At 70.2% G+C, this 25,036-nt stretch carries 22 protein-coding genes and 1 pseudogene; 16 read left to right on the top strand and 7 right to left on the bottom strand.

Going from position 1 to position 25,036, the window contains the following annotated elements; genetic code table 11:
* Nucleotide 1: 1 nt before the first annotated feature.
* Nucleotides 2–1,264: a metal-dependent hydrolase family protein gene (locus tag AC3AGO_RS31980; RefSeq protein WP_487823762.1), complete on the bottom strand. Its 1,263-nt coding sequence runs from the start codon at nt 1,262–1,264 to the stop codon at nt 2–4.
* 126 nt (nt 1,265–1,390) lie between these two features.
* Between AC3AGO_RS31980 and AC3AGO_RS31975 the strand changes: the two genes are divergently transcribed.
* The 3 genes and pseudogenes from AC3AGO_RS31975 (at nt 1,391) to AC3AGO_RS31965 (ending at nt 3,981) form a co-directional block, all read left to right on the top strand.
* Entirely contained in the window at nt 1,391–2,491 is a 1,101-nt protein-coding gene (locus tag AC3AGO_RS31975) for an Lrp/AsnC family transcriptional regulator (protein WP_487823761.1), read from the top strand.
* Nucleotides 2,487–2,665 (top strand): annotated as a pseudogene (gene eno / locus AC3AGO_RS31970) (phosphopyruvate hydratase); the annotation flags it as partial. The gene AC3AGO_RS31975 and the pseudogene eno, both read left to right, overlap by 5 nt.
* Nucleotides 2,666–3,270: 605 nt before the next feature.
* Nucleotides 3,271–3,981, top strand: coding sequence for a class I SAM-dependent DNA methyltransferase (locus AC3AGO_RS31965; protein ID WP_487823760.1), 711 nt, complete (start codon nt 3,271–3,273; stop codon nt 3,979–3,981).
* Nucleotides 3,982–4,054: 73 nt separating this feature from the next.
* Here AC3AGO_RS31965 and AC3AGO_RS31960 read toward each other — a convergent pair whose 3' ends face one another.
* Nucleotides 4,055–4,834: a lysophospholipid acyltransferase family protein gene (locus AC3AGO_RS31960; RefSeq protein ID WP_487824888.1), complete on the bottom strand. Its 780-nt coding sequence runs from the start codon at nt 4,832–4,834 to the stop codon at nt 4,055–4,057.
* A gap of 262 nt (nt 4,835–5,096) precedes the next feature.
* The gene (locus tag AC3AGO_RS31955; protein WP_487823759.1) at nt 5,097–5,348 is read right to left on the bottom strand and encodes an acyl carrier protein; all 252 of its coding nucleotides are present in this window, start codon (nt 5,346–5,348) and stop codon (nt 5,097–5,099) included.
* Nucleotides 5,349–5,953: 605 nt separating this feature from the next.
* Here AC3AGO_RS31955 and AC3AGO_RS31950 point away from each other — a divergent pair.
* Complete coding sequence (locus AC3AGO_RS31950) at nt 5,954–6,670, top strand: lysophospholipid acyltransferase family protein (protein ID WP_487823758.1); 717 nt, start codon at nt 5,954–5,956, stop codon at nt 6,668–6,670.
* A gap of 140 nt (nt 6,671–6,810) precedes the next feature.
* Here the strand turns inward: AC3AGO_RS31950 and AC3AGO_RS31945 are convergent, their stop codons facing one another.
* The 4 genes from AC3AGO_RS31945 to AC3AGO_RS31930 all read right to left on the bottom strand — a co-directional run bounded on the left by AC3AGO_RS31945 (nt 6,811) and on the right by AC3AGO_RS31930 (nt 11,774).
* Complete coding sequence (locus AC3AGO_RS31945) at nt 6,811–8,043, bottom strand: beta-ketoacyl-[acyl-carrier-protein] synthase family protein (RefSeq protein WP_487823757.1); 1,233 nt, start codon at nt 8,041–8,043, stop codon at nt 6,811–6,813.
* A gap of 363 nt (nt 8,044–8,406) precedes the next feature.
* Nucleotides 8,407–9,405, bottom strand: coding sequence for a beta-ketoacyl-ACP synthase 3 (locus AC3AGO_RS31940; protein WP_487823756.1), 999 nt, complete (start codon nt 9,403–9,405; stop codon nt 8,407–8,409).
* A gap of 73 nt (nt 9,406–9,478) precedes the next feature.
* Entirely contained in the window at nt 9,479–10,735 is a 1,257-nt protein-coding gene (locus AC3AGO_RS31935; RefSeq protein WP_487823755.1) for a fatty acid desaturase family protein, read from the bottom strand.
* A gap of 25 nt (nt 10,736–10,760) precedes the next feature.
* Nucleotides 10,761–11,774, bottom strand: a complete 1,014-nt coding sequence (locus AC3AGO_RS31930) for a flavin reductase family protein (protein WP_487823754.1) — start codon at nt 11,772–11,774, stop codon at nt 10,761–10,763.
* A gap of 393 nt (nt 11,775–12,167) precedes the next feature.
* Here AC3AGO_RS31930 and AC3AGO_RS31925 point away from each other — a divergent pair, with 393 nt between their 5' ends.
* The 12 genes from AC3AGO_RS31925 to AC3AGO_RS31870 all read left to right on the top strand — a co-directional run bounded on the left by AC3AGO_RS31925 (nt 12,168) and on the right by AC3AGO_RS31870 (nt 24,984).
* Nucleotides 12,168–12,713: an EF-hand domain-containing protein gene (locus tag AC3AGO_RS31925; RefSeq protein ID WP_487823753.1), complete on the top strand. Its 546-nt coding sequence runs from the start codon at nt 12,168–12,170 to the stop codon at nt 12,711–12,713.
* A 158-nt stretch (nt 12,714–12,871) separates the two neighbouring features.
* Nucleotides 12,872–14,284 (top strand): cytochrome P450, encoded by a 1,413-nt coding sequence (locus tag AC3AGO_RS31920; RefSeq protein ID WP_487823752.1) that lies wholly within the window; start codon nt 12,872–12,874, stop codon nt 14,282–14,284.
* 73 nt (nt 14,285–14,357) lie between these two features.
* Nucleotides 14,358–15,134: an SDR family NAD(P)-dependent oxidoreductase gene (locus AC3AGO_RS31915; protein WP_487823751.1), complete on the top strand. Its 777-nt coding sequence runs from the start codon at nt 14,358–14,360 to the stop codon at nt 15,132–15,134.
* A gap of 226 nt (nt 15,135–15,360) precedes the next feature.
* Nucleotides 15,361–15,636 carry a hypothetical protein gene (locus AC3AGO_RS31910; protein WP_487823750.1) on the top strand — a complete coding sequence of 92 codons (276 nt, stop codon included), beginning with the start codon at nt 15,361–15,363 and terminating at the stop codon, nt 15,634–15,636.
* A 390-nt stretch (nt 15,637–16,026) separates the two neighbouring features.
* On the top strand, nt 16,027–17,058 hold the full coding sequence (locus tag AC3AGO_RS31905; protein ID WP_487823749.1) for a 2,5-dihydroxypyridine 5,6-dioxygenase NicX family protein: 1,032 nt from the start codon (nt 16,027–16,029) through the stop codon (nt 17,056–17,058).
* 146 nt (nt 17,059–17,204) lie between these two features.
* A complete protein-coding gene (locus tag AC3AGO_RS31900; RefSeq protein WP_487823748.1) occupies nt 17,205–18,479 on the top strand; it encodes an FAD-dependent monooxygenase in 1,275 nt (424 codons plus the stop codon).
* Between the two features lie 42 nt (nt 18,480–18,521).
* Nucleotides 18,522–19,919: an MFS transporter gene (locus tag AC3AGO_RS31895; RefSeq protein ID WP_487823747.1), complete on the top strand. Its 1,398-nt coding sequence runs from the start codon at nt 18,522–18,524 to the stop codon at nt 19,917–19,919.
* Nucleotides 19,916–20,788 (top strand): FAD binding domain-containing protein, encoded by an 873-nt coding sequence (locus AC3AGO_RS31890; protein WP_487823746.1) that lies wholly within the window; start codon nt 19,916–19,918, stop codon nt 20,786–20,788. Before AC3AGO_RS31895 ends, AC3AGO_RS31890 begins: the two co-directional genes overlap by 4 nt.
* Complete coding sequence (locus tag AC3AGO_RS31885; RefSeq protein ID WP_487823745.1) at nt 20,785–23,139, top strand: xanthine dehydrogenase family protein molybdopterin-binding subunit; 2,355 nt, start codon at nt 20,785–20,787, stop codon at nt 23,137–23,139. Before AC3AGO_RS31890 ends, AC3AGO_RS31885 begins: the two co-directional genes overlap by 4 nt.
* Nucleotides 23,139–23,690, top strand: a complete 552-nt coding sequence (locus tag AC3AGO_RS31880) for a (2Fe-2S)-binding protein (RefSeq protein ID WP_487823744.1) — start codon at nt 23,139–23,141, stop codon at nt 23,688–23,690. Before AC3AGO_RS31885 ends, AC3AGO_RS31880 begins: the two co-directional genes overlap by 1 nt.
* Nucleotides 23,663–24,346: an SRPBCC family protein gene (locus AC3AGO_RS31875; RefSeq protein ID WP_487823743.1), complete on the top strand. Its 684-nt coding sequence runs from the start codon at nt 23,663–23,665 to the stop codon at nt 24,344–24,346. Before AC3AGO_RS31880 ends, AC3AGO_RS31875 begins: the two co-directional genes overlap by 28 nt.
* Entirely contained in the window at nt 24,343–24,984 is a 642-nt protein-coding gene (locus AC3AGO_RS31870; RefSeq protein ID WP_487823742.1) for an isochorismatase family protein, read from the top strand. Before AC3AGO_RS31875 ends, AC3AGO_RS31870 begins: the two co-directional genes overlap by 4 nt.
* Nucleotides 24,985–25,036: the final 52 nt, after the last annotated feature.

Raw genomic sequence — 25,036 nt, 5'->3', positions numbered from 1 at the left:
CTCACTCGGCCGGGGTGGCGGGCAGCAGGTTCTTGCGGACGGTGCCGCGCTGGAGCACGCCGACGACGTGCGCGGGGTCGCCGAGCAGCTCGATCTCGGTGAGCGGGTCGACGTCGCACACCACCAGGTCGGCGTCCTTGCCCGCTTCGAGCGTGCCGGTCCGGTCCTGGAGGCCGAGGAGTTCGGCGGCCTCGCGGGTGCCGGCGCTGATCGCGGCGAGCGGGGACATGCCGAGCCGTACGAGGTGGCCGAGTTCGCGCAGGTTGCGGCCGTGCGGGCACATCGCGGCGTCGGTGCCCATCGCGATGCGGACGCCGTCGGCGATGGCGGCGGCGATGTTCTCCTGTGTGATGCCGGACCAGCGGATCTTCTTCTCGTAGTGGTACGGGGCCATGGTCGACTTGTCGATTCCGTCGAAGACCGTGGAGAGGGTGGGGACGATGAACGTGCCGCGTTCGCCCGCCAGTTCACGGGCCTGCGCGTCGAGTCCGTAGCCGTGCTCGACGCTGGTGACGCCGCCGCGGACGGCGTTGAGTATGCCCGCCGTGCCCTGTGCGTGCGCGGCGACGGGGCGGCCGCCGTGCCGGGCGGCCTCGTCGACGACCGCGCGGATCTCCTCCTCGCTCAGGCCCTCGTCGTCCGGCTGGTCGTGCGGGCTGCCCATGCCGCCGGTGGCGCACAGCTTGATCACGTCGGCGCCCTCGCGCAGCAGCCGCCGCACCCCGATACGGGCCTGGTCGGGGGTGTCCACTATCTCGCCGATGCCGTCGCTGAGGTCGACGCCGCACGAGGTGCTGAAGTCGGCGTGCCCGCCGGTGTGTCCCATGATGCGTACGGCGGTGTGCAGCCGCGGGCCCGCCGTCATCCCCTCGGCCTGTGCGGTACGGAATCCGGCCGGGATGCCGCCCAGGTCGCGGGCCGTGGTGACCCCCGCCTCCAGCGTCAGCCGCATCCGCTCGGCCGTACGGAACACCCGCAGGGTGGCGTCCTCCTGGAAGCGGCGGCCCAGGTCGTTGGGCGTACCGGCGCCGAAGTGCACGTGGGTGTCGATGAATCCGGGCAGCACGGTGCGGCCCGCCACGTCGAGCGTGGGCACTCCGGCAGGCAGCGCGGGCTCGCGCCCGGCGGGCCCGACATGGGTGAGCGTCCCGTCCTCCCCGATGTGCAGCACCTGGTCGTCCACGGGCCCCGCGCCGGTGCCGTCGATGACACGGGCGCCGATGAGGCGCGTGACGGTGGCGGGGGCGGGAGCTGCGGAGGTCACGGGAGGTCTCCTCACGTAGGGATCCGGAATGGGGATACGGTCAGTTGTCCGCATGACGACGAAGTGAAATCGCCGGAATCCGTCAACACAAGGCATCCCGGCGCAGGATGGCGAAAGGGCTCGGGAATGCAGGGATCTGCCGCGACCGGAACGGGCCCGCACTCCGCCGTCACCCGGCGGCCTCGCTCGACGGCCGCCTGCACGGGCCCGGTTGCCGTACCCGGCGATCTGGACGAACTGGACCGGGCGCTGATCCACGCCCTGCAACTCCGGCCGCGCGCCCCGTGGACGCTGCTCGGCTCGGTGCTGGGCGTCGACCCGGTGACCGTCGGGCGCCGCTGGGAGCGGCTGCGCGCGGGCGGGTACGCCTGGGTGGACGCCTACCTCTCCCCCGCGCACACGGACGCCGTGCACGCGCACGTGGAGATCGTCACCGACGGGGCGCGGCTGGCCGCGATATCGGGCGAACTCGCCGACGACGCCGAGGTGATGAGCCTCAAGCAGACCTCCGGCTCCCGGGATCTGCTGGCCATCGTCGCGGCCCGCGACCTGGGGCTCCTGGTGGACTACGTGTCCGAGCGGGTGTGCCGGATACCGGGCGTGTCCGCCACCCGCATCCACGTGATCACCATGGCGCCCTTCGAGGGCAACAAGTGGCGGCTGCGGGCGCTGAATCCGGCCCAGCGGGCCCGGCTGGCGGAGCCCGATCCGGACCGGCACGGATCGACGGGCCCGCTCACGCCGGTGGACCGGCGGATCGCCGTCGCGCTGGGCCGGGACGGGCGGATGCCGCTGAACGAACTGGCCGCCGAGGCCGGCACCAGCGTGGCGACCGCACGCCGCCGGCTGCGGGGGCTCTCGGCGAGCGGCCGGCTCTCGCTGCGCTGTACGGTCGCCCGGCCGCTGTCCGGATTCCCGGTCTCCGCGGTCTACTTCGCCGCCGTCCCGGCGCAGCACCTGGACGCCGCGGTCCGCGCCCTGCGTACGCTCCCCGAACTGCGGCTGTGCACGGTCACCGCGGGCCCGCACAACCTGATCCTCGACATGTGGCTCCGCGCCCTCCCGGACGTACACGCCCTGGAGGTACATCTGGCCCGCGAGCTGCACGAGCTGGAGCTCCAGGTCCACGAACGCGCGGTGGTGATGCGCACCGTCAAACACGTGGGCCGGGTGCTGGACGCGCGCGGCTTCGGAGTGAAGGCGGTCCCGGTCGACTTGGGCGACTAGCGCCGAGGAGGCCGACTACCTGGCCGAGCTCATCGACGCCTCCCCGGTCGTCTCCCTCGAGGGCCCGATGGCGGAGAACGACTGGCACGGCCGGCGCGAGCTGACCGCCCGCGTCGGCGACCGCTGCCAGCTACCGGCGACGACGTGTTCTGCACCAACGAGACGCTGCTCCGCTTCGCGGGCCACTCCGCCCTGTGCCGGGCGTGAACAGCGGTCACAGGCAGAACCCACCCGGGCCCCGGACCGCCGGCCGAAACGATGCCACCGCCCACACCGCGACGCGGGCGGTGGCGACCCCTGCCCGCTACGACACTGACGCCGCACCAAGGCACATCACCACTCGCACTTCCATGACTCGGTACTCACTCCGGGGTGGGATACGCAGGTCAGGGTGCGAGACAAGGCGCCCCTGGGACTTCAGGGGGCACCCCCGGACCGGCCGGGTCCACGAGCGCGGTGACATCCCCGGCTGACTGGGAGAGGCAGTCGACGGTACCGACCGGGTCCGGGTCGGCACTGGCGGGTGAGGCAAACGCCCCCAGGAGCCCAAGGCTCGCCAGAGCCACAGCAACAGTGCGAAGCATGATTCCCCTGCTTTCAGGTCGAAGGAACACGACCACCGTTCCCCGACGAACACGAAGCGCACCGGAACCTCACCCGGACGGACGGCAATCGGCGGCACGGCACTGCCGCCGCCGGGTGTGACACAGCTACAGCACGTCACCCGCGAAGCAGGGGGCCGTGTGAAGGGCAGCGTTCCGCTGGATACGCTGCTGTGCATGGCCAACTCCTATGCGGGGCTTGCTCGTTACTACGACCTCATCATGACGTCGGGTTACTACGATTACGTCGCGTTCGCGCAGGAGCTGCTGACTCACGTAGGAAATCGTCGGCATCTGCTGGAGTTGGGAGTGGGAACCGGACTGGTCTGCGAGAAGCTGCTGGAGCTCGGCCCGCCCGACCTCCGGATCACGGGAATCGATCACACCGAGAGCATGCTGGCCCTCGCGCGTGAGCGGCTGGGCCGGCGAGTGCGACTCATCGGGCAGGACATCGTCGAGACGGCGCTGCCGTCAGCTGTCGATGCGGCCTTCCCCGTCGGCGGTATCTGGTACGGCCTCCAGGACGAAGGACGCATCTGGCTGGGCAGCCATCTACTGGAGGAAGACGAAGACATCAGGGGCTTGAAGAACCTCGCCGATGCCCTTCCTTCAGGCGGGATGCTCCTGCTGTCCGTCCAGAGCCGGCACCACTCCTATCGCCGGGCGCTGCCCGGCGGGCTCACCTACGCACAGCAAATTCACGACGAAGGAAATGGCCGGTTCGTCAAGGACTATTCCGTTCTGAGTGACGGAGAAGTGCTGGCACATCAACGCTCCCCGTTCCGCCTGCGTACCCAGGAAGAGGGTGACCGCTTGCTGGCCGAGTGCGGGTTCCACTCCATGGGCGGGGGATCCGACGGATTGTTCCTTCGGTACCTCCGGCTCTAGCCTCGATCTTGCGTGAGGGGCCATGGACGGAGTCGGCGGACCTTTTCTCTTTCCAGGGGCGGGAACAAGGACCTCAGAATTCCTCATGCTCGCTGGTCCGCTCGGGAGCGGGCTGCGCCGGCGCCCGGGCAGTCAACTCCTCTCGCGGGCAGAAGCGCAGCGCATCCGCCGCTTCCTGCACCGCCCGCGCCAGCCGTACCCGGCCCTTGACGGCGCGGGACGGTACGGGCGGCAGCAAGTGCACGTCCACCGACAGCTCCCGCAGGGAGAGCACGGCCCAGACGGCCCGGCCCAGCGTCAGCTCGTAGGAGGCTGCGGTGGCCGGATCGCGGTCCGGGGTGGCGTAACGCAACACCACGGGCTGCACCGGAGCCTGGGCGCCGATGGCGGCCTGAAACATTGGGGAGTGGTAGCGGGCTCCCGCCGCCCCGCATCGGGTGCCCCCCTCGGGAAAGAGCACGACCGACGTCCCGCCCCGGAGAGCCCCCGTCACGGCCGAGGTCACCGTGCGCAGCACAGGCAGACTGGCGTCGGAAAGGAAGAACGCACAGCCCTTGTCCCCGAGCTTCCCGAGCACCGGCCACCCGTTCACCTCCCCCTTGGCGATCACCGGCATGGGTTGGAGGGCATAGAGGACGATCACATCCAGCCAGGAGATGTGGTTGCTCACCACCAGGCTGCCGGGCGCGATGAGCGCACAGGACTGCTCCGAGCTCCGGACCGGCGTACGGACGGTCATCCGGATACCGAGCGCACGCAGCATCCGTCGGCACGCGGTCTGCAAGAACCGCTGCCCGCGCCGGGTTTGGGGCCCGCAGCCGGGCAACAGCAGCACCGGCAGGCAGCCGAGCACGGCCAACGATGCGCCGCCGCGCAGGAGACGCCGCGGCAGCGTGACGGTGCGTTGAGGCTCGACGCAGTCGGGCGAGCACGGCTCCTCTCCGTGCCCGGGAAACCGGCCGCCGTCCGGCAGGCGTGGGGGTGGTACGGGGGAAGGTCGGGGCTGAGTCTGCATGGTCAGGCGTCAACTTCCGGTGGCGGCGGGCAGCATGGCAGCAGGGGCGGGCATGCAGCGGCGGGACGGCCGACACGAACCGACCGTCCCGGCACCGGGCTCAGCAGGTGGTCGCGCTCGCCGCTGCGGACGCCTCTTCGCTCAGCCGGCGGACGAGTTGTTCCAGGGTGCAGGACGGGTCGATGTCATCCAGCTGCTGGCCGGTCTCGTCCTCGACGATGACAGACATCTCCGCCAGGGCGAGCGAGTCGACCTCGAGCTGCTCCAGCGTCGCCCCGGGGGTGATCTCCTCCGGCGACACGTCGAACTCCTCGACGAGGTAGGTCTTCAGCTTTTCGTAAAGCGTGGTCACGGCTGCTCCCCGGCCATCGAATCGCGCGAACTGTCGCTACCTCATCGGAACTTCCGGCGCGGCTCTTGAAGCCTTCCCGTCCAACAGGCGACGCCCACGCGGGTGAGATCTGCCGCCCGGGCCCGCGCGACGAAAAAACGCGACACCGGTGGTGCCAGGAAGCCGATGCGAAGCAGCCGGCTCGCTGGGCAGTAGGCCATAGGTGTTCTCCGGCCGTCCTCTCGGCACGTCAGTTGTGCCGGTGAGGGGACGCGGCCCGACAGTTCCGGTGTGACCACTGCGATCATGGACCTGTCGTCCTCACAGTCCCCTGCCCCGATGTTCCGCCAGGAGCATCGATGACATTCCGGGAGCGGAAAGAACAGCCCCCGCCCAGTGGGGACTTCACCGCTGAAGGATCACCGCTCGGCGTCCCGGCGCCACCCGCGCCGGCCGCGTCCCTCCGACTTCAGCGCACGGCCGAGGCCGTCATCCCGGCCGGACACCCGCCGTTGGGGCCCCAACCCCCGTGGAAACCCGTCTCGCCCTGCGGTCCCGGCTGTCTGACGGGAACGCCCGGCTCGGTCAGGGCGGTTCGGAGCTCGCTGCGGGCGGCAAGCGCTGTCGTGACCTTCGCCTCCACGTTCGTACTGGCCTGGGCCGACTCGGTGCTCTTCGGCCGTGGAGACCGGGGGCTGCGTCCGATGTTCCGGCTCCTGCTGCGAGCCCTGGGCCTGCAGGTAGAGGTGCATCATCCGGAGGGGGCCGCGTCGCCCCTCCCGCCGGTGGGCCGCGGGGAGTTGCTGGTCAGCAACCACATCTCCGTACTGGACTTCGCCGCTCTCAACACCGTCGCGCCCACCCGGCTGATCGCCAAGAGTGAGCTGAGTTCCTGGCCGGTGATCGGCATCATGGCCAAGGCACGCGCCAGCATCCTCTTCGACCGTGCGGTTCCGAGGTCCCTGCCGCTTGCGGTCCGGGAGGTGGCGGCGGCTCTGCGCTCGGGTACGACGGTGGGGCTCTTCCCCGAGGGCACCATCTGGTGCGGCAGCGCGGGCGGGCGCTACCGCTCTGCGTTCTTCCAGGCGGCCATCGACGCCGGGGCACCGGTGCGTCCCGTGGTGCTGCGCTACCGCCTCGGCAGGCACGCGCCGGCCACGGACCTGTCGTACGTCGATACGGTCGGTGCCGCTCTGCGCCGGGTGCTGGCCGCACGGGACGCAGCGCTGGAGATCCATGTACTCCCCCGGATTCTCCCGCGGTCCGGCGAGAACCGCAGGGCCTTTGCCGCACGGGTGCAGGAAGCTGCGGACGGGTGGCGATTCCCGCCCGACGTGCGGTGAGCACGGCACCTGCCGCTCCGCCTGACGGCACAGACGCACGTGGAGATCAATCTCCTGACCGGGAAAACCTGCCCACTTCCCACAACGACGCCGTGCGCGAGTTGCACCGCCGGAACACAGCAGCCCCACGGCGAGCAGGGTCAGCCCGCGGCCAGGACGAGTGCGGCGTTCTGGCCCCCGAAGCCGAAGGAGGAGGACAGCGCCGCGTCGAAGGAGACCCGACGGGGCCGGTCGCGGGCGAAGTCCAGCTCCCACCCCGTCTCCTGCTGCTGCAAGTTGGCCTGCGGTGGAATCTCCTGCCGCTCCAGCGCCAGCACAGTCAGCGCCGCCTCGATCGCGCCCGCCGCACCGAGGGAATGCCCCAGCACGCTCTTGGGAGCGGCGACGGGCGGAGGGCTGCCCCCGTAGAGCCGGTGCAGTGCCTGGGCCTCGGCCGCATCGCCCACCGGGGTCGACGTTCCATGGGCGTTGACGTGTCCGATGTCTCCGGGTGCGCATTCCGCGTCCGCCAGTGCGGCTCGCATGGCCGCCTCCGCCTGCGCACCCTCCGGCGCCGGTGCCACCGGGTGATGGGCGTCGGCCGAAGCACCGTACCCGCACAGCAACGAGCGGATGCGTGCCCGCCGCCCGCGTGCGTGCGCGGCCTTCTCCAGGACGAGGACAGCCGCGCCCTCGCTGAGGACGAACCCGTCCCGCTCAGTGTCGAAGGGGCGGGAGGCCAGGTGCGGTTCGCCGGTACGGGAGGAGAGCGCACGCAGCTGCGCGAAACAGGTGGCGGTCATCCGTGAACGGGCCGACTCGCTGCCACCCGCCAGCACCACGTCACACCGTCCCGCCAGCAGCATGTCCCGTGCCACCCCGAGCGCTGTGGCACCGCTCGCGCAGGCGCTGGAGACGGTGAAGTTGGGGCCGCGGGCGCCGGTGTCGATGGCCACCTCGCCTGCCGCCATGCTGGGGATACTGCGCGGCAGCGCCAGGGGCGAGACCCGGGCGGCCCGCCCGCCCCCCAGGTGCCCGAACTCCGCGACGTACGTCTCCAGGCTGTTGCTGCCCACTCCCAACACCACCCCGACCCGCTGCGCGAACCGGCCGCTCAATGGCGCCAGGCCGGCGTCACGCAGCGCCCGGCGGGCCGCCACCAGCCCCATCTGCTGGAAGCGGTCCAAGCGCCGGGCCAGCCGTCTTCCCAGTTCCCCTGCCGGGCCGAAGTCCTGGACACGGCAGGAGAAGTCGACGGGCAGCCCCTCGAGTTCCGGGTCGGTGGTGGCGAGGGAGCGGCCTGCGTTCATCGTCGACCAGACTGTGTCCTCGTCCGTTCCGGCGGGGGTGACGAGGCCGAGCCCGGTGACGGCCACCTCAGCGCGCGCGTTCACCGGCCGCCACCTCCCGCAGCGTGTGGGCACCAGCCGGGGTCCCGGCGAACGGGGTCCGCCCTGCATGTCGTGCGCCCATGACGGCACGGGGGTGGGCGAGTTCGGACACTGCCGGGCTCCATTCGGTGGGGGCGCGCTGCAGGGTTCGGCAGCCGACAGGCCCCAGGTCAGGGGACGGACGACCGCTCGATGACGGCTGTACGCCACCCTTCCGGACAATTCACCCGAAGCAGCGGGCGACATGCTCACCACGTCCGAAGAGAATCCCAAGGTGTGGCGTCGGTGCGGGAAGCGGCATCCTCGCTGCGGGAAGCCTCGCCTCCGCGCAGCGAGCAGCACCCTGGCGGCTGGAGAGCGGCGGTTTCACGGGCAGTTGACGACTTGGGCCGCGTAGCTCAGTCCGGCGCCGAAGCCGAGCAGCAGGACAGGGTCTCCCGGCGCGAGCTCCCCGCCCCGACGCAACGCGTCCAGTGCCATGGGTACGGAGGCGGCAGAGGTGTTGCCGGCCTCCGTGATGTCCCGTGCCACTACTGCCTGTTCCGCGCCGAGCTGTCCTGCAATGGCTTCGATCATGCGCAGGTTGGCCTGGTGCGGCACGAACCCCTTGAGGTCGCCTGGCTGGAGCCCGGCCCGCCGGCAGGCCTGCCGCGCGACATCGGCCAGCGAGTCCAGAGCCCAGCGGTAGACGGCCCGGCCCTCCATTCGCAGCTGTCCCTCGCCCGCCGGGATGGTGATCAACCCGGCCCGGGTCCCGTCGCTCCCCCACACCGTCGGGTGAATCCCGGGGCGCTCCGCGCGCGTCACCAGCGCGGCACCGGCACCGTCCGCGAACACCGGGGCCGTGTCCCGGTCCCCCGGATCGACCCAGTCGGTCATCCGCTCCGCTCCGACCACCAGCATGCGGTGCGCGGTGCCCGCCTTGATGAGCCCGTCGGCCACCGCGAGCGCGTAACAGAACCCGCCGCAGGCTGCGTTGAGGTCGAAGACGCCGGGTGAGCCGAGACCGAGCTCGGCAGCCACCCATGCGGCGGTGCTGGGCATCGGAGACGGCGCGGAACAGCTGGCGACCACGACCGCGTCCACTTGATTCGCTGTCACACCGCTCTCGGAGAGCGCCTTACGCGCGGCGGCCGAGGCCATCGCACACACCGATTCGCCCGCGTCAGCCACACCACGTCTGCGGACGCCGACACGTCGCTCGACCCACTCCGCGTCCACCGCCCAGCGCGAGGCGAGCTCGCTGCTCTCCACGCTGCGTGCCGGACGGTAGGAGGCCACAGCCGCAAGGTGGGAGCAGGGTGCGGGGGTATCGCGCCGCGAGAGTGCAGCAGACGCGTGGAGGTTCTCGGTCACATAGATCATCTTGACCGCACCAACGACACAGCGACCGCATGACGCCCCGGGCCATCCGCATTACAGGCGACATTGCTCCTTCTCAAGCCGAACGCCGTGTTCTCCAGGCCAGCACGCCGAGGACGCAGACCGCCGGCACTGCAATGCACCTGACAGCACGGCGGATTCGCTTCTGTGCGGTCGGCGCCCCGGCCGCCGACCGCACATCAGGAGCCCCGCGAGCAGTCCGGGACGGCACGTCCCCCGACCCGCTCCTCGCGAAGGCGCCAGGAGGCAGTGCGAGCTGGAGAATCGTCCGCCAGACGCTCCCGAGCTGATGGTGAAGCTTCCCGGTGTTGTAAGGCAGCCCGTACGACTCGCAGACTGCACGGACGTGGCACGCGATCTGCGGGTAGCGTCGTGACGGGATGTCGGGGAACAGGTGATGCTCAATCTGATATCCGAGATGCCCGCTCAGAACGTGGAACACCCTCCCTCCGGAGATGTTCGCAGTTCCCATCAGCTGGCGATAATACCAATGGCCACGGCTCTCACTTTCAGCCTCCTCTTCTGTGAACATCACCGTCCCGGCGGGAAAGTGGCCGCAGAAGATGATCGACGAGGCCCAGATGTTGTTGAGGACGACAGCGAGGACGTTCCCCACCAGAGTGGAGCGGAACTGCTTCCCGGTAAGCCCTGGATACAAGAAGGTTTCCCGCAGCACCGTCTGAGATACCTTGCGCCTGACCCGTCGCGCGACTTCGCGGCTGTCCGACCACCGCTCCTCACCTTGGAGGCATCGGGTCATTTCCCCGTAGTGAAATCCGATGAGCCAGTCGAACAGCAGCATCAGGAAGAGGAAGTAGACCGGGTTTCCCAGGCAGTAGGGGCGCCACGGCTGTTCCTCGCTCATGCGCAGGACGCCATAGCCGATGTCCGGGTCTTTTTCGAGAATGTTGGTGTAGGCGTGATGCAGGTAGTTGTGCATGTATCGCCAGTTCTCGGAGGGGCAGAACGCGGAACCCCACTCGAACGACCGGGATCTGACGCTCGGGTCGTGCGTCCAGTTGTACTGTCCGTGCAGGACATTGTGGCCGATTTCCTCTGTACTCAGGATGTGAGCGAGGGAGAGGCAGGCGACTCCGGCAGCCCAGGCCGGGCGAAAATTACCGAAGAACATCAGGCCACGGCCGGCCAGTTCCACACGCGCCTGGATACGCATGACCCTCCGGATGTACTCGGCGTCAGGAGCACCGAGGTCATCCACAACCTGCCGGCGGAGGGCATCCAACTCCCGGCCGAATTCTTCTACCTGATGTGGTGTGAGCTGGAGAATCGGATGTTCCCTGGATGTGGCCATGCGACCCTCTCCTCTTCTCTGCCTACTACAGGTCCACTTCGACGTCGCCGTATGGGACGGTGACGCACAACTGGATTTCCTGATTGGCCGCGTCGAGCACCTCTCCGGTGGGCAGGTGCCGGACGACCCCCGAGATCTTGGTTGCGGTGCACGTCAGACAGCTTCCCGCTCGGCATCCAACGGATGTGCGCAGGCCACACGCCTCCGCCTCTTCCAGCAGCGGCACCCCGGAGGAAGGGCGCCGCAGCCCGCTCCGTACGAAGTGCACCTGCGCACCGGCGCCGTCGGGACGCGTCGCGACCGCAGGAGAAGTGAAGGATTCGGTATGGAGGCGGTCGCTCATCCCGCGACACGCCCACAGGCCGCGGACGTCCGCAACAAGGCTCGACGGCCCCCACACATAGGCCTCCGCGTCGGCGAACTCGGCGGCGACTTCCCTGAGATGCTCGGCACAGAAGCGTCCGTGCAGCGCACCGTCGGGTGTACGGGTTGCCACGGTGAGCGCGTCACCACGTGCCGCGTACATCGCCACTTCGTCCGCGTACGGCATGGGCTGTGATACGCGGCCATAGTGCAGCAAGGCGATACGGCCCGCATATTCCTCGTCGCGAAGCGTTCGCAGCATGGAGACCACCGGTGTGATCCCGCTTCCACCGCTGATCAGCAAGATTCGCTCCGGGCGCGGGCGCACGAGGGTGGACGACCCCATCGCCTCGCTCACGAAGAACACCATTCCCGGGTGAGCACACTTCTTGAGGAACGGCGTGACCACGCCGGACGGATTCACCCTGGCAGTGAACTCGATCAACCCGTCCCGTCGATGAGCCGAGGAAGCAAGAGAGAAACACCGGTATGTGCGCACGCCGTCGACATCCACGCCGAAACGAATGTATTGACCTGCCTGAAAACCACGCCAGCCGAGGCCCGGCTGCAACGTCAACGTCACCGATTCGGGTGTCTGGTGGACCACTTTCCGCAACACCGCTCGCGTCTCGTGAATCGTCCAGAGGGGGCTGAGCGCGTTGAGATAGTGGTCCACCCCGTGTGGTCCGGCCAGGGACTCGATGAACCATGAAGTGAGAAGACTGCGGACAAGTCTCAAAGCCATCCCTGGAACTGGTGCGGAAGGGAGCGACTCAAAGCCACTGGGAAGTATCCGGCCGACCATGCGTGGCGCACTCTACAGCAGGACTTCACTCAGGTCTTCGACCATGCATCGTGTGTTGGTTGCCGGAAAATCTCTCGAGCGGGACGGAAGCGACCGGCAACCTCCTCGACCGGTACGACAATGACTTCTCACACCTGGTGTCGCCCGATGGGCTGGTTCCCTGCCGCTCTCCGTCTTGGAGCACAGCCCGTTGGGCAGCCCTCCTGCCGTCACAGTGACGCACCGGCCATGCAGAAATGCAGGCCGGGGAACGGAGACCCGGACATGACGCAGACGACCGACGTCAAGTGCGACCGACTCTTCGCCCTGTACGACGCCGACGGCGATGGATACATCACCCGAAACGACATCCACCTGCTGCTGCGCTCCCTTCTCGGCAGCGCCGGGCTGGACGCCGACTCCTCGAAGGGCCTCGCCGTGTCACGGGAGTTCGCCGACGTGTGGGAGGAACTGGCCAACTTGGCAGACGCCGACTCCGACGGTCGCGTCACTCGGGACGAGTACCGCGCCGCCATGGCGGGGCTGCCACCGGAGGCCGCGCGCCTGCACGAGGCCTACCGGCGGGCCCTGGGCGCCTGGTTCGACGTCCTGGACACCGATGACGACGGCTCGCTCCCCGCCGACTGGCTCGCCGGCATGTACGCCCACGGCGACATCCCGGCACAGGACGCGGCGGAGGCGGTACGCGCCATGGATACCAACGGCGACGGCTTCATCGAACGCGACGAATTCGTCGCCATGTGGATGGACTTCTTCACCAACGGGGACGCGGAGGCTCCCAGCAGCCGGCTGCTCGGACAGCTGGCATAGCGCCGGGAAGACTGCGGCGAGAAGACCTGCCGCCCGCACCGACCAGCCGGCACGCGCCCGTCCGGACCCGTCGGCGAACCCCTGTACGGGCCCGGGCGGGCAGCCCTCAACCCGCCCCTGCCAGAAACCTGATCACGCCGCGAGCGCCACGGAGCATCATGTCTCACGCCGCCATCCCCTCCGCCCCGGGCCGCCTGCCGGTGGTGGGCCACGCCTGGCGCTTCCTGCACCGTCCGCAGACCTTCTGGGCTTCGCTGGCCGCACACGGGCAACTGGTACGCATCAGAATGGGATCCGCCGACATGGTAGTCGTGTGCGACGCCCACCTGACCAAGCAGGTACTTCAGGACGACCGCGCCTTCGACAAGGGCGGCACCATCCTGGAGGACCTGGAACAGGCCATCGGCCCGAACCTCATCTGCGCCCCCGCCGGCCTTCACCGTCGGCAGCGCAGACTGGTGCAGCCGGCGTTTCACCACTCCCGACTGCCCGCGTACACCCGCATCATGGCCCGGCACGCAGAGGCCATGGCCGGCAGCTGGCAGGACGGGGAGATCCTCGATGTCCCCGCGTCGATGATGAATTACTCCATGGGGCTCCTCGTGGATGCGATGTTCGGCCGGAAGCTGCCGCCCGAGGACCAGGCGAGGGCGGCGAAGGACATCGACACCCTGCTGCGCGGGCTCCAACTGCGCTTGTGGATGCCGAAAGCCGCACGCCTGCCATTCCTCGGAGGCCGGCAGTACGAGAAGGCCCGCCACCGTCTGAAGGAGCTGGTCCAGGGCGTCGTCGATGCCCATCGCAGCAGCGCGACGCAGGACGACCATGCCCTCCTCCCCCTGCTGATGGGAGCCGGTTGCACGGACGAGGCGCAGGGCGACGAGGTCCGGCAGTTCTCGGACGAGGAACTGACCGGTCAGGTGCTGGTCTTCTTCATCGCCGGGGTGGAGACCGTGGCGGCCACGTTGTCCTGGGCGGCACACCGGCTGGCGGCGGATCCCGGACTGCAGGCCGCGGCGCATCGGGAAGTCGACACCGCACTGGCCGGGAAGTCGCCCGCGTACGAGAACCTGCGCCGTCTGGACCTCCTCGACCGGACCGTCCGGGAAGTCCTGCGCCTCCACCCACCGGCGCCGGCGGCCTACCGGGTCACGACCAGGGAGACGATGCTGGGAGAGCACCAGCTGCCCGCCGGCACCACTGTCGTCTACTCGCCACAGCTCCTCCACCAACAAGTGCCGGACGCACGACAGTTCCGGCCCGAACGGTGGACGGGCTCAGCCGATTCCACGCAGCGTGCCCACTTCATCCCCTTCGCCGGCGGGGCCCGCCGGTGCATCGGAGAGCAATTCGCCCTGTCCGAGGCCTCCACCTGCCTGGCAACCGTGCTCTCCCGATGGCAGCTGAGTCCGGTGGACGACCGGCCCGTCAAGCCGTCTCTCCTGCGGGGGACGGCCCCACCCCGGCGTCTACGCCTGCGGGTGACGGCTCGTCAGTCACCGCACCCCACACCTGGGCCCGGGACCCCGGCGAACCGCAGCGGGAAAACCGCGCGGGACGACAGCCCTTGAACCGCCCCCGCCGCCACCACCGACCGACACTCGACACACGGAGCGCATCATCACCACGAAGGCCACCGGACGGTTGGAGGACCGCGTCATCCTCATCACGGGCGCGGCACGGGGGCTGGGCGAACACGCGGCCCGCCTGTTCGCCCAGGAGGGAGCCAAGGTCGTACTGACCGACGTCCTGGACGACCTCGGCGAGGCACTCGCTGCGGACCTGGGCCCTCGACAAGCGCGTTACATCCGCCTCGACGTGCGCACCGAAGAGGGCTGGTCCGCCGCCGCGGATGCCGCTGTCGACACCTTCGGCAAGGTCGACGGGCTGATCAACAATGCCGGCGTCCTGTGCGGCGGCCCGCTGACGGCGATGTCGCTGGAGGATTTCCTTCAGGTCACCTACGTCAATCAGGTCGGATGCTTCCTCGGCATCAAAACCGTCGCCCCGCTCATCGCCCGGGCCGGCGGCGGAACCGTGGTCAACACCGCCTCATACGCCTCCCTGACCGGAGTGGCAGGCTACGGCGGCTACACTGCCAGCAAGCACGCCGTCCTGGGACTCACCCGAGTCGCCGCACTCGAACTCGCCGGGGACGGCATCCGCGTCAACGCGATCTGCCCCGGCGCCATCGACACACCGATGACCAACCCCGCCCGCCTGGACCCCGGCGCCGACCCCGCTCCCGGAACGGCCGCACTCGACGACACTTGCCGGCGGCTGACCCAGCTCAAACGAGTGGGACGCCCCGAGGAAGCTGCCCGCCTGCTGCTCTTCCTCTCCACTTCCGACTCCTCCTACATCACCGGCCAGCACGTCGTCCTCGACGGCGGCTGGCTGGCCGGGGTACACCTCGACTGAAGACAGGCAGCTGCGCGTTGCCAACGGTGGGTTGGTGGCGCGCAGCACCTACGAGGAAGCAGCCATGCGGCGGGCGTTGACGCCCGGCGGCGTCAACTCGTGGGGACGGTCGGTGGGATGGAATCGCGTTGCCGGGCAACCGGATGATCCGCATCATGCGTCTCTCCTGTTCCGGACCGTGACGGCGCCGGGTATCGCTATCCGTCTCATGACCTGGAGAAGACCCGTGGCGCACGACGAACGCGACCAGTCCGACGAGCATCCCCAGGCGCCGTGGTGGTGGGGCATCGGCCCGCTCGGGGCCGTGCTCCTCATCGTCGCCGGAATCGGCTGGGCGCTGTGGGAGTTCCTGGGGGCCGCCGCCGCGGACAACCCGGCGGCCGGCTACCAGGGGAGCAAAATCGTCGCCGTCGGGCTCGTGCTCCTCGGCGCAGCCGTCCTGGAGCGCTTCCGCAGCCGTCGTGCGCGTGCGCCCGAGGCGGACGACCGGCAGAACGGCTAGGGCAGGCCGGTCCGCTCCGGGACCGGTCCGGTACATGGTCATCGCGCGGCCGGAGCTCCTTTGTACGGAGCCCGGCCGCGCGTTGGTGTGCGCGCACGCTCGTGGAGTCCACCGGGGCGGCGCGGGCAGTGACGTACGGGGCCCGAAACGGTTCCGAAACCTCCGCAGGTCGTTCCGGGACACGCAGGGGCGCCATGAAAGATCCGCGTGAACTCGGCGTACGACCCCTTGCCAAGCCGAGTTAGTACGTGTTCGGATTAATTCCGTCGGGCGCCGTTTCCGGGCGCCGTTTGCGCTGGTCAGCCCCTATGCGAGGGGCCAATTCCGCCCTGCCCTCCACCACTTCGGCCTGCCCTCGTCACGTCACGTCACGCACCGGGAGGACCTGTCATGTTCGATCTTTCGTCCGTCGATCTGCTCGACGCCTTCACCCGCGAACTCCGGCTCTGCAAGGTCCAGAACGGCGAGCACGTCGTCGTGCTCGCGGAGCCCGACAGCCGCGGGGACTACGTCGCGGCCGCGTTCGGCGCGGCCAAGTCGCTGGGCGCGCACGTCATCGCGGCGACCGTGCCCGGCGGCAGCCCCGCGCCGATGCCCAGTACGCACACCGGCGCGGGCCCCGGCCTCGCCTCCGTGCTCAACGACTCCGCCGCGCAGGACCTGCTCAAGTCCGCCGACCTGGTCGTGGATCTCACCCAGGAGGGCTTCATCCACGCGCCCGTCCAGCAGGAGATCCTCCGGGCCGGTACGCGGATCATCTTCGTCTGCGACGCGCCCGACGTCCTCGTGCGCAACATGCCGAAGGAGAGCGACAAGCAGCTCGTACTGCGCGACACGGAGCTGCTGAAAACGTCGCGGACGATGCGAGTGACGTCGGCCGCCGGCACCGATCTGACCGTGCAACTCGCGGGCTCCAAGCCCGAGTTCCAGACGGGCTTCGCCGACGACCCGGGCCGCTGGGACCACTGGCCCAGCACGATGGTGCTCTGCTGGCCCGAGATCTCCGACGGGCAGATCGTGCTGGCCGAGGGCGACATCCTGCTGCCCTTCAAGGAGTACGTGCACTCCCCCGCCACGCTGCACATCGCGGGCGGCCGTATCGACAAGGTCGAGGGCGGCGCCGAGGCGCGGATGCTGGAGACCTTCTTCGAGGACGCCGACGACCAGTGGGCCCGCTACCTCTCCCACATGGGCTGGGGCCTGATGCGCTCGGCCGACTGGTTCGCGACGGCCATGTACGGCAAGGGCGACCTGATGGGCATGGACGCGCGCGCCTTCGCGGGCAACTTCCTCTGGTCCACGGGGCCGCACCCTGTGCTCGGCCGGGAGTCGTACGCGCATCTCGACATCGCGATGCGTAGCTGCACCGTTTCGGTGGACGGTGCGGAGGTGGTCACCGGGGGCGAACTCACGGAGCGCTGAGCGCCCCCGGGGGATGCGATGCGCGCCTTCGGCGCAACAGATTGCGCCCACGCGGCGGAGCCGCATATGACACAGCCCCGCGCCCCCTATTCGGTGCCCCCGCGCCCCCTATTTCAGCATCCGAACTTGCCCTGAGGAGAGTCGTCTTGGCGCTCAGTCAGTCGTTTGAAGCCACCGTTGTCGGTGGAGGTCTTGGTGGGCTCACCGCTGCGTTGGCGTTGCGTCAGCGTGGTGTGCGGGTCACCGTTCTGGAGCAGGCGGCGCAGCTGGGTGAGGTGGGTGCCGGTATTCAGACGGCGCCGAACGCCAGCAGGCTGTTGCTCGGCATGGGGCTGCGCAAGCAGCTGGAGGCCATCCACACCGAGCCGCTCGACCAGGTGCGGCGGCGGTGGAAGGACGGCAGCATCGTCGGGCTCACGTCGCTGGGGCAGCACTGCAAGGACACGTACAACGCGCCCTATTGGCACTATCACCGGGCCGATCTGCACCGGGTGCTCATGGACGCGTGCACCGAACCGGACGGCCCGGGGCCGGCTGTCGTGCTGCGCACCAGCAGCCGTGTGACGGAGCTGGACCGTACGGTTCCCGAGCGGCCCGTCGCGGTCACCGGGAATGGCGAACGGTACGCGGCCGATGTGCTCATCGGCGCCGACGGCATCCGGTCGAACGTGCGGGACCTCATCGGCGCCGAGGACACCCTCGAGTTCTCCGGGGAGATGTGCTATCGCGCGCTGATCCCCGGGGACTCGATCGCCGCGGACCCGGCGACCCGCTGGCTGGTGGACCGCTTCCAGAGCACCATCTGGTACGGCCCGGACCGGCACTTGGTGCACTACATGATCCGCGGTGGCGAGCATCTCAACATCGTGGCCATCGTGCCCTGTACGGACGAGGTCGCCGAGAAGTGGACGGTGCCGTCCTCCTCGGCCGAGCTGGCGGCCGCGTACCCCGGCTGGGACGACCGCGTGCCGGCGATGCTGTCCAAGGCGAAGGACGACGACGTCTCGTGCTTCGCGCTCTACTACCGGCGGCGCGACCCCGTCTGGCAGGACGGCCGGGTGGCGCTGCTGGGCGACGCCTGCCACGCGATGCTGCCGTACCAGGCGCAGGGCGCCTCGCAGGCGATGGAGGACGCGGCCGTGCTCGCCGAGGAGTTGGGCACGGTCACGGCCGGCGGCATCGAGGAGGGGCTGCGCCGGTACGTCGACCGGCGGGCCAGGCACGCGGGGATGGTGCAGGAGGCCTCGCTGCGCAACAAGACCTTCTACCACTTCCCCGACGGCCCCGAACAGCAGGAGCGCGACGAGCTGTTGCGGGCCGGCTTCAGCGGGGAGTCCGACGTCTCCTACGACTGGCTGTGGAGCGGCACGCCGCTGCGGGACGCCGACACGACCGCGTTCTCCTACCAGTTCGCGCGCTGAACCACCCCTCCGTCCCCGTCCCCGGCTCCGCGAGGTGTTCCCGTGAAGACAGGCGATCAGATAGTGCAGGAGCTCCCCTGGAGATGGGGAGTCCAAGGAAAGATCTTCGTCATCGGTGGCCTCGGCTATCTCTTCGACGCGTACGACATCGCCCTCAACGGCTTCCTGATGCCGCTGCTCGGCAAGGACTTCGAACTGGGCCTCAGCGCACGGGGGTTCGTGGCGACGGCGAACCTCGTGGGGATGGCCGTCGGCGCCATCGTGTGGGGTGCGATCGCCGACCGGATCGGCCGGAAGAAGGCGTTCAGCGCGACGCTGCTGATCTTCGCGCTGTTCTCCGTGTTCGGGGCGCTCTCCCCCAACTACGGGATCTTCCTGCTGTTCCGCTTCCTCGCGGGCGTCGGCCTGGGCGGCTGTATCCCCGTGGACTACGCGCTGGTGAGCGAGTTCTCGCCGAGGAAGCACCGGGGCCGGATCCTGACCGCGCTCGACCTGTGGTGGCCCATCGGCGTCACCCTGTGCGGGCTGGCCTCCACCGCGCTGATCCCGCTCGACGGCAACTGGCGCTGGATGCTGGCCACGATGGTGCTGCCCGCGCTGCTGCTGTTCTGGGTGCGGCGCGGCGTGCCCGAGTCGCCCGTCTATCTCACCAAGGCGGGCCGTGAGGCCGAGGCCCGCGTGGTCATCGACGATCTGGTGGCGCGGACGGGTGCGACGCCGGAGCCGTACGCCGTACCGGAGCCCGTACTGCGGGACACGTCGGGCGGACTGCGCGCCGGCGTCGAGCAGTTCCGCCGGCTGTGGACCCACAGTCCGCGCATCACGTCGGTCGCCTGGCTGCTGTTCATCACCATCATGCTCGTCTACTACGCGGCGCTGACCTGGATGCCCTCGATCCTCAAGGAGCAGGGTTACGGCGACACCGCGTCGTTCACCGGCACCACCCTGATGAGCGGCGTCGGCATCGCCGGCGTGCTGGCGTCCACGTGGCTGGTGGACGTGGTGGGCCGCAAGTGGCTGATCGGCGTCTCCGCTCCCGTGGCGACGGCCGCGCTGGTCGGCTTCGCGCTGGTGCTGGAGGTGCAGGCGGCGGCGCTGGTCGGGATCGCGGTGTTCGGCTTCCTGATCCAGCTCACGATTCCGGCGCTGTACGCGTACGTCTCCGAGCTCTATCCCACGCCCCTGCGTGCCAGCGGGTTCGGCTGGGCGTCGTCCGTCAGCCGGATCAGCACCGGGTTCGCGCCGATGCTGTTCGGTTCGCTGATGTGGCCGCTGCTGGGGCTGCCGCTGACGTTCGCGGTGCTCGGTGTGGTGGTGGTCGCCGCCGTGCTGTGGATGGCCGTCGCGGCGCCGGAGACGAAGGGGCGCGAGCTGGACGCCGGCCACGTGACGGCGGGCCCGCCCGCGGAGCCGGACAAGCGGGAGGTGATCCCACAGTGAAACCCGCCCCGTTCACGTACCACCGGGCACGCGATCTCGACGGTGCCGCCCGGCTGCTGGCCGAACTGGCCGGCGCCGGGGGCGAGCCGAAGGTGGTCGCGGGCGGCCAGAGTCTGGTCGCCATGATGAACTTCCGGCTGGCCCGCCCCGACCATCTGGTCGACATCGCCGGGCTGGACGCGCTGCGTGGCATCCGCGCCGGCGCGGACGGGAGCCTGCGGATCGGCGCCCTCACCACGCACCACGACGTGGAGTCCGCACGGGGCCTCGGGCCCGGCTTCGCCGTCCTGCGGGACGCGATGCGCTGGGTCGGCCACCTTCCGATCCGTACGCGCGGCACGGTCGGCGGCAGTCTGGCGCACGCCGACGCGACGGCCGAGTGGTGCCTGCTGGCGCTGCTGCTCGACGCGGTGCTGGTGGCGCACGGCCCGGCCGGTGAACGCCGCATCGACGCGCGGGACTTCTTCCACGGCTACTACACGACCGCACTGGAGCCCGACGAGCTGCTGACCGAGGTCGTCTTCCCGCGTCCCGCACCACACGCGGCACTCACCGAATTCGCCCAGCGGCACGGGGACTTCGCGACGGTCGCCGCGGCCGTCGACCTCGATGTGGCGCCCGACGGGCGCACGGTGCGCGGCGGGCGCGTCGCGCTGGGCGGCGTCGCCGCGCTGCCGGTACGCGTCCCGGAGGCGGAACAGGTGCTCGCCGAGGGCGGGTCGGCGGAGAGCGGACTGTTCGCGGCGTGCGCGGCGGCAGCGGCGGAGGCGGTCGATCCGCCCGGCGACGCCAACGGCAGTACGGAGTACCGGCGCGGCCTCACCCGCACCCTGGTGGCGCGCGCCTGCGAGGAGGCGATGGCCCGATGAGTTCAACCCGCCCCGGGACCGGCCTGGTCGGTGCCTCTGTCGGCCGCCGCGAGGATCCCCGGCTGCTGACGGGACGCGGCCGGTTCACCGACGACATCCATCTGCCCGGCACGCTGTACGCCGCGTTCGTCCGGGCGACCGTCGCGCACGCCACGGTCACCTCGCTCGACCTGTCGGCGGTACGTGAAGTGCCGGGCGTGGTCGCGGCGTTCAGCGCGGACGAGCTGAAGCTGGACGACATCACCGCACGCCTCGACCGTCCCGCCGCCGAGTTCGTGACGACGAGCATGCCGGTGCTGGCGCGCGACCGGGTGCGGTACGCGGGCGAACCCCTCGCGGTCGTCGTGGCCCGCGACCCGTACGCCGCCGAGGACGGGCTGGAGGCGGCGCGCGTCACGTACGGGGCCCGTACCGCCGTCACCTCCGACACCCAGGCCCTCTCCCCCGGCGCGCCGCTGGTGCACGACGAGGCGGAGGCCAACACCCTCGTGGACGTCTCGATGTTCGCGTCCGAGGGCATCGACGAGGTCTTCGAAAGTGCCCACCGGGTCGTCCGCGTCGAGTCCCGCACCGGGCGGCAGAACGCGCTGCCGCTGGAGACGCGGGGTGCCGTCGCCGCCTGGGACGACCGCGAGCGGCAGCTCGTGCTGCACACCTCCACGCAGGTCCCGCACCAGGTGCGTACGGTCGCGGCCCGCTGCCTCGGCCTGGACGAGAGCGCGGTGCGCGTGATGGTGCCCGACATGGGCGGCGGCTTCGGCCTCAAGTGCGTCGTGGGGCGCGAGGAGATCGCCGTGGGCGCGGCCGCGCTGCGGCTGGGCCGGCCCGTGAAGTGGACGGAGGACCGCAAGGAGGCGCTGACCGCCTCGTTCCTGGCGCGCGAACAGCACTACGACGTACGCGCGGCGTTCGACGCGGAGGGCCGGATCCTGGGCCTGGACGCGGACATCGTGTGCGACATGGGCGCGTACTCCTGCTATCCGTTCACCGCCGGCATCGAGCCGCTGATGGCCTCGGCGGAGATGCCGGGCGTCTACACGGTCCCCTCGTACCGGGTGCGCGCCCGCGCCGTCACCACCAACAAGGCGCCGACCGCGCCGTACCGGGGTGTGAGCCGCCCGCAGTACGTGATGGTGATGGAGCGGCTCTTCGAACGGGCCGCGCGCGAGCTGGAGTTGGACCCGGTCGAGATCCGCCGCCGCAACCTCATCACCGACTTCCCCTATACGGGCGTCAACAACGTGACGTACGACCCCGGTTCGTACCGTGAGTCGCTTGATCTGTGCGAGCGGACGCTGCGCGAGGAGGGCTGGTACGCGCGCCGGGAGGAAGCCGCCGCCGAGGGGCGGCACCTGGGCATCGGCTACTCGTGCTTCAGCGAACGTACGGGCTACGGTTCGGCGGCGTTCGCGCAGCGCAAGATGGAGGTCGTCCCCGGCTTCGATATCTCCGAGGTCCGGATGGACACCAGCGGCGCGCTGACCGTGACCACGGGCACCATGAGCCACGGCCAGAGCCACGAGACGACGATGGCACAGATCGCCGCCGAGGCGCTCGGACTCGACCTCGACAAGGTGCGCCTCCATCAGGGCGACACCGAGCGGATCACGTACGGCTGGGGCACCTTCGCCAGCCGCTCGATCGCGATCGGCGGCAGCGCCGTACGCCTCGCCGCCGCCAAGCTCGGCGAGAAGCTGCGGCTGCTGGCGGCGGCCCGCTGGGACGTGCCCGCCGACCGTACGGAACTGGCGCGCGGCGGAGTGCGGCACGCCGACGACGGCCGCTTCCTCAGCCATGAGGAGCTGGCCGAGGTCGCCTATCTGAAGTCCCACCTTCTGCCCGACGGCATGGAGCCGGGGCTGGCGGCGACCGCGTCGTTCGACGTCACGAGCGACGGCACGTTCTCCAACGCCACCCACGGCGTCGTCGTCGAACTCCACGAAGGCACGGGGCAGGTGGAGATCCTGCGCTACGTCTGCGTCGAGGACTGCGGCGTCGCCATCAACCCCCAAGTGGTCGAGGGCCAGTGCCGGGGCGGCATCGCGCAGGGCATCGCCGGCGCGCTCTTCGAGCAGGTCACCTACGACGAGCAGGGCGAACCGTCGGCCACCAGCTTCATGGACTACAAGGTGCCGACCGCGCTGGAGATCCCCGACATCGGCATCCAACACCTCGAAACGCCCTGCGAGTTCACCGAGACCGGCGCCAAGGGCGCGGGCGAGGGCGGCACCATCGGCGCCCCCGCCGCCGTCCTCAACGCGGTCAACGACGCGCTGCGTCCCACGGGCGTCGAGCTGGACAGCACGCCCGTCACCCCGGAGACCGTCGCCCACGCACTGGAGCACGCCTGATGCCGGACATCACCGAACAGCCGCCGGGACAGCAGTTGTTGGCCCTCACCGTGAACGGGGAGCGCCACGAAGTGCTCACCGAATCGCGCCGCACCCTCGTGGACGTACTGCGCCACGACCTCGGGCTCACCGGCACCCATGTCGGCTGCGAGCACGGCATCTGCGGCGCCTGCACCGTCCTGGTCGACGGGGCGCCGGCGCGGGCCTGCCTGATGTTCGCCGCGCAGGCCGAGGACGCCGAGATCCGTACGGTCGAGGGGCTCGGCGGCGGCCCGGACGGGCGCGAACTGGGCGATCTGCAGCGGGCTTTCACCGAGCATCACGGACTCCAGTGCGGCTTCTGCACGCCGGGCTTCCTGATGCTCGCCGAGGGCTATCTCGCCGAGCGCCCGGAGGCGACCAAGGAGGAGATCCGCGAGGTGGTCGCCTCCAACCTGTGCCGGTGCACCGGTTACCAGACGATCGTCGAGGCGATCGACGACTGTGCAGCACGCCGCAGGGCGACTGCCTGCGAGGAGGTTTCATGCAGCTCAGCAACGCCGTCCCGGTGAGCGCACCGCCCCGGGAGGTCTTCGCGCTCGTCAACGACGTCGAACGTGTCGTCTCCTGCATGCCGGGGGCCGCGCTCGAAGGGCGTGAGGGCGACGACGGCTGGCGGGGCCGGGTGAAGGTCAAGGTCGGCCCGATCACGGCCGCCTACGCGGGTACCGTCCGCTTCCTGGAGGTCGACGAGGAGGGCCGTACGCTCCGCGTCCAGGCGCGCGGCGCCGACACGCACGGCAGCGGCGACGCCGAGGCCGCCGTACGGCTGGAGGTCGCCGAGGCCCCGGACGGCACCTCCGAACTGCGCCTGGAGACGGACCTCGTGATCCGGGGCAAGATCGCGCAGTTCGGCAAGGGCGCGGTGGCCACCGTCTCGGACAAGATCCTCCAGCAGTTCGCGCGCAACCTGGGCGCGCTGCTGACCGGCCAGGGCGGCGCGCCGCAGCCCACGGCGCCCACGTCCGGCACACCTCAGCCCGCCCCGGCCGCGCCCGCTGTCTCGCCCGCCGCCGCTGCTCCCCAGAACGAACTCGACGGCCTCTCGATGATCGTCGGACCGGCTCTCAAGAAGTACGGGCCGGCCGTCGGCGCCTTCGCCTTCGGCCTGTTCGAGGGCTGGCTGCTGGGCCGGGTCGTCACGCACGAGAGGGAGCGTCGCCGGTGAGCACGTACGGAAACGAGACCGATGCGACGTACGAACGGGCCGGCTTCGGCGCGCGGGTGACGCGCGGCAGCCGCCCCGCGCTCGTCGTCGTGGATCTGACGCGGGGCTTCACGGAGCCGGCGTTCCCGTCCGGCGCCGACCTGACCGGGGTCGTGGGAGCGGCGTCCGAGCTGGCGGAAGCCGCGCGGCGTACGGGAGTTCCGGTGATCTGGACGGCGATCGCCTACAGCGAGGCCGAGGCGAAGGGCCACTCGGTCACCTGGCTGGAGAAGGCCCCGGGGATGCGCGCCCTGGTCGAGGGCAGCCCGGCCGTGGACCTCGACCCCCGGCTGCCCCGGCACGAGGAGGACCTGCTGGTCGTGAAGAAGGGCGCGTCGGCGTTCTTCGGCACCGGCCTCGCCGCGACGCTCACCGGGCTCGGCGCCGACACGGTGCTGGTGTGCGGCGCGACGACCAGCGGCTGCGTACGGGCCACCGCCGTCGACGCGGTCCAGTCCGGCTTCCCGGTCCTGGTGCCCCGCGCGGCGTGCGGCGACCGTGCCCAGGGCCCGCACGACGCGGCCCTGTTCGACGTCCAGGCCAAGTACGGCGACGTCGTCGAGCAGGACGACGCGCTCGGCTACCTCCGCTCCCTCTGACGAGCCCGCTACCTCCCGCGCCCCGCCCCCTCCGACACTCTCCGACCCGCTT

It is taken from the genome of Streptomyces sp. BL1, from assembly GCF_057628045.1.
This window is presented reverse-complemented; position numbering and strand designations above follow the sequence as displayed.

What these genes read in the sequence shown, in the direction of transcription:
- AC3AGO_RS31940 (WP_487823756.1), bottom strand. Translation starts at nt 9,405, where the DNA reads ATGATCTATGTGACCGAGAACCTCCACGCGTCTGCTGCACTCTCGCGG.
- AC3AGO_RS31935 (WP_487823755.1), bottom strand. Translation starts at nt 10,735, where the DNA reads ATGGCCACATCCAGGGAACATCCGATTCTCCAGCTCACACCACATCAG.
- AC3AGO_RS31905 (WP_487823749.1), top strand. Translation starts at nt 16,027, where the DNA reads ATGTTCGATCTTTCGTCCGTCGATCTGCTCGACGCCTTCACCCGCGAA.
- AC3AGO_RS31920 (WP_487823752.1), top strand. Translation starts at nt 12,872, where the DNA reads ATGTCTCACGCCGCCATCCCCTCCGCCCCGGGCCGCCTGCCGGTGGTG.
- AC3AGO_RS31885 (WP_487823745.1), top strand. Translation starts at nt 20,785, where the DNA reads ATGAGTTCAACCCGCCCCGGGACCGGCCTGGTCGGTGCCTCTGTCGGC.
- AC3AGO_RS31925 (WP_487823753.1), top strand. Translation starts at nt 12,168, where the DNA reads ATGACGCAGACGACCGACGTCAAGTGCGACCGACTCTTCGCCCTGTAC.
- AC3AGO_RS31975 (WP_487823761.1), top strand. Translation starts at nt 1,391, where the DNA reads ATGCAGGGATCTGCCGCGACCGGAACGGGCCCGCACTCCGCCGTCACC.
- AC3AGO_RS31875 (WP_487823743.1), top strand. Translation starts at nt 23,663, where the DNA reads ATGCAGCTCAGCAACGCCGTCCCGGTGAGCGCACCGCCCCGGGAGGTC.
- AC3AGO_RS31965 (WP_487823760.1), top strand. Translation starts at nt 3,271, where the DNA reads ATGGCCAACTCCTATGCGGGGCTTGCTCGTTACTACGACCTCATCATG.
- AC3AGO_RS31880 (WP_487823744.1), top strand. Translation starts at nt 23,139, where the DNA reads ATGCCGGACATCACCGAACAGCCGCCGGGACAGCAGTTGTTGGCCCTC.